General features: G+C 59.9%; 2 rRNA genes. Both read left to right on the top strand.

The annotated features are described in order from the left end of the window. A 16S ribosomal RNA gene (locus tag AB5Z01_RS13615) occupies positions 1-439 on the top strand; the annotation flags it as partial. 453 nt (positions 440-892) lie between these two features. After that, positions 893-2,451, top strand: a 23S ribosomal RNA gene (locus AB5Z01_RS13610); the annotation flags it as partial.

The following is a 2,451-nucleotide window of genomic DNA, read 5'->3' as shown; positions in this document are numbered from 1 at the left end:
CAACCCTCGCCCCGTGTTGCCAGCGGATTATGCCGGGAACTCACGGGGGACCGCCGGGGTCAACTCGGAGGAAGGTGGGGATGACGTCAGATCATCATGCCCCTTACGTCCAGGGCTTCACGCATGCTACAATGGCCGGTACAACGGGATGCGACACGGCGACGTGGAGCGGATCCCTGAAAACCGGTCTCAGTTCGGATCGGAGTCTGCAACTCGACTCCGTGAAGGCGGAGTCGCTAGTAATCGCGAATCAGCAACGTCGCGGTGAATGCGTTCCCGGGCCTTGTACACACCGCCCGTCAAGTCATGAAAGTGGGCAGCACCCGAAGCCGGTGGCCTAACCCCTTGTGGGATGGAGCCGTCTAAGGTGAGGCTCGTGATTGGGACTAAGTCGTAACAAGGTAGCCGTACCGGAAGGTGCGGCTGGAACACCTCCTTTCTACGGAGTTTTTCAGGACGCCGGTCCGGCGTCCGTCGTGTGGCCCATGCGCCGGGGATGGTTCCCGGTTTGGCGTGGGCGTGCTGGTGTGGAAGAGATCGTTGGCTTCGCGGGTCCTTGGGGGCCGGCGGGGAGCGGTGCGGATATGCTTTTGGGTTCCCGGACCGCCACCCGCATCCGTTTTGGGTGCGTGCGGTTTTCCGGATGCCCCTGGCGGGACGCCGTCGGCCTTGCGGGCCGCGGGTCGGGTCCGGTCGGGGCGCGTGGTGGTTTGAGAACTGGATAGTGGACGCGAGCAATGCGATGATGTGATGTCATCGTTTGCTTTATCGCGATTTCGCCAGGCTTCTTTTTTGGAGTCTGGTTTCGAGATCGATCGTTTTGTGATCATTTTTTACAGTGTGATGATTTGTCGTCTGGCGTTTGAAGCTATCATTACGGTTTTTCGGGGCGTGTGCCGCCCTGAAGGGCGTATGGTGGATGCCTTGGCAGACAGTACCGATGAAGGACGTTTGAGGATGCGATAAGCCTCGGGGAGCCTCCAACATGGCTTCGATCCGAGGATTTCCGAATGGGGCAACCCGCCGGCCGTCATGGGCCGGCACGGAACCTTGTTGTTCCGGGGGTACGCAGGGAAGTGAAACATCTCAGTACCTGCAGGAAGGGATACTCCGTGAGTAGTGGCGAGCGAAAGCGGATCAGACCAAACCATGGGCGCGTGATACCCGTCGGGGGTTGCGTTCGTGGTGTTGCGGGAGCGTGTGTCCCGGTTCCGACGGACCGGGCGGGAGTCATAAAACGGCTTGCCAGGGGAACAGGCTTGAAGGCCTGGCCGCAGAGGGTGCCAGCCCCGTACCTGGAAGCTTGCCGTCTTCCGATCATGTGTCCCAAGTAGCGCGGGCCTCGTGGAATCCCGTGTGAATCGGCCCCGACCGTGGGGTAAGTCTAAGCATACCTGTCTGACCGATAGCGTACCAGTACCGTGAGGGAAAGGTGAAAAGCACCCCGGGAGGGGAGTGAAAGAGTTCCTGAAACCGTGCGCCTACAATCCGTCGGAGCCCTTTTGTGGGGTGACGGCGTGCCTATCGAAAAATGAGTCTGCGAGTCAGTGGCATGTGGCGAGCATAACCCGTGTGGGGTATGCGTAGCGAAGGCGAGTCTTAAAAGGCGTTTGAGTCGCGTGTCCTGGACCCGAAGCGGGATGATCTAGCCCTGAGCAGGTTGAAGCGCGGGTAAGACCGCGTGGAGGACCGAACCCACCTGGGTTGAAAACCGGGGGGATGACTTGGGGCTAGGGGTGAAAGGCCAATCAAATTCCGTGATAGCTGGTTCTCTCCGAAATGCATTTGGGTGCAGCGTCGGTTGATTGCATCGCGGGGGTAGAGCTACTGGATGCTTGCGGGCCCGTGTCGGGTACCAATAGCAGCCAAACTCCGAATACCGTGGATGTGTATTCCGGCAGTGAGTCGGCGGGGGATAAGCTCCGTCGTCGAGAGGGAGACAGCCCAGATCGTCGTCTAAGGTCCCGAAGCGTGTGCTAAGTGGGAAAGGATGTGGAGTCGCATAGACAGCCAGGAGGTTGGCTCAGAAGCAGCCATCCTTGAAAGAGTGCGTAACAGCTCACTGGTCTAGTGGTTCCGCGCCGACAATGTAGCGGGGCTCAAGCACACCACCGAAGACGCGGCAGTATTTTGTACTGGGTAGGAGAGCGTCCCATGAGGGGCGAAGCGGCCGTGTGAACGCGCCGTGGACTTCATGGGAGTGAGAATGCAGACATGAGTAGCGAGAGACGGGTGAAGATCCCGTCCGCTGGATGACCAAGGGTTCCAGGGCCACGTTCATCGTCCCTGGGTGAGTCGGGTCCTAAGGCGAGGCCGACAGGCGTAGTCGAATGGATGAACGGGTGGATATTCCCGTACCGGCGGCGTACCGTAAGAGCCGAACGGATGAGTACTAACCTCCGGTCGCGTGGCGTCGTTCCCTTCGGGGTTCGGGGTCGCGTGGCTGTTGGG

Source organism: Ruminococcus sp. RTP21359st1_H3_RTP21359_211015, assembly GCF_040909065.1.
GTDB lineage: Bacteria > Bacillota > Clostridia > Oscillospirales > Ruminococcaceae > Hominimerdicola > Hominimerdicola aceti.
The sequence above is the reverse complement of the archived record's forward strand: the minus strand, read 5'-3'. Positions and strand labels throughout refer to the sequence as shown.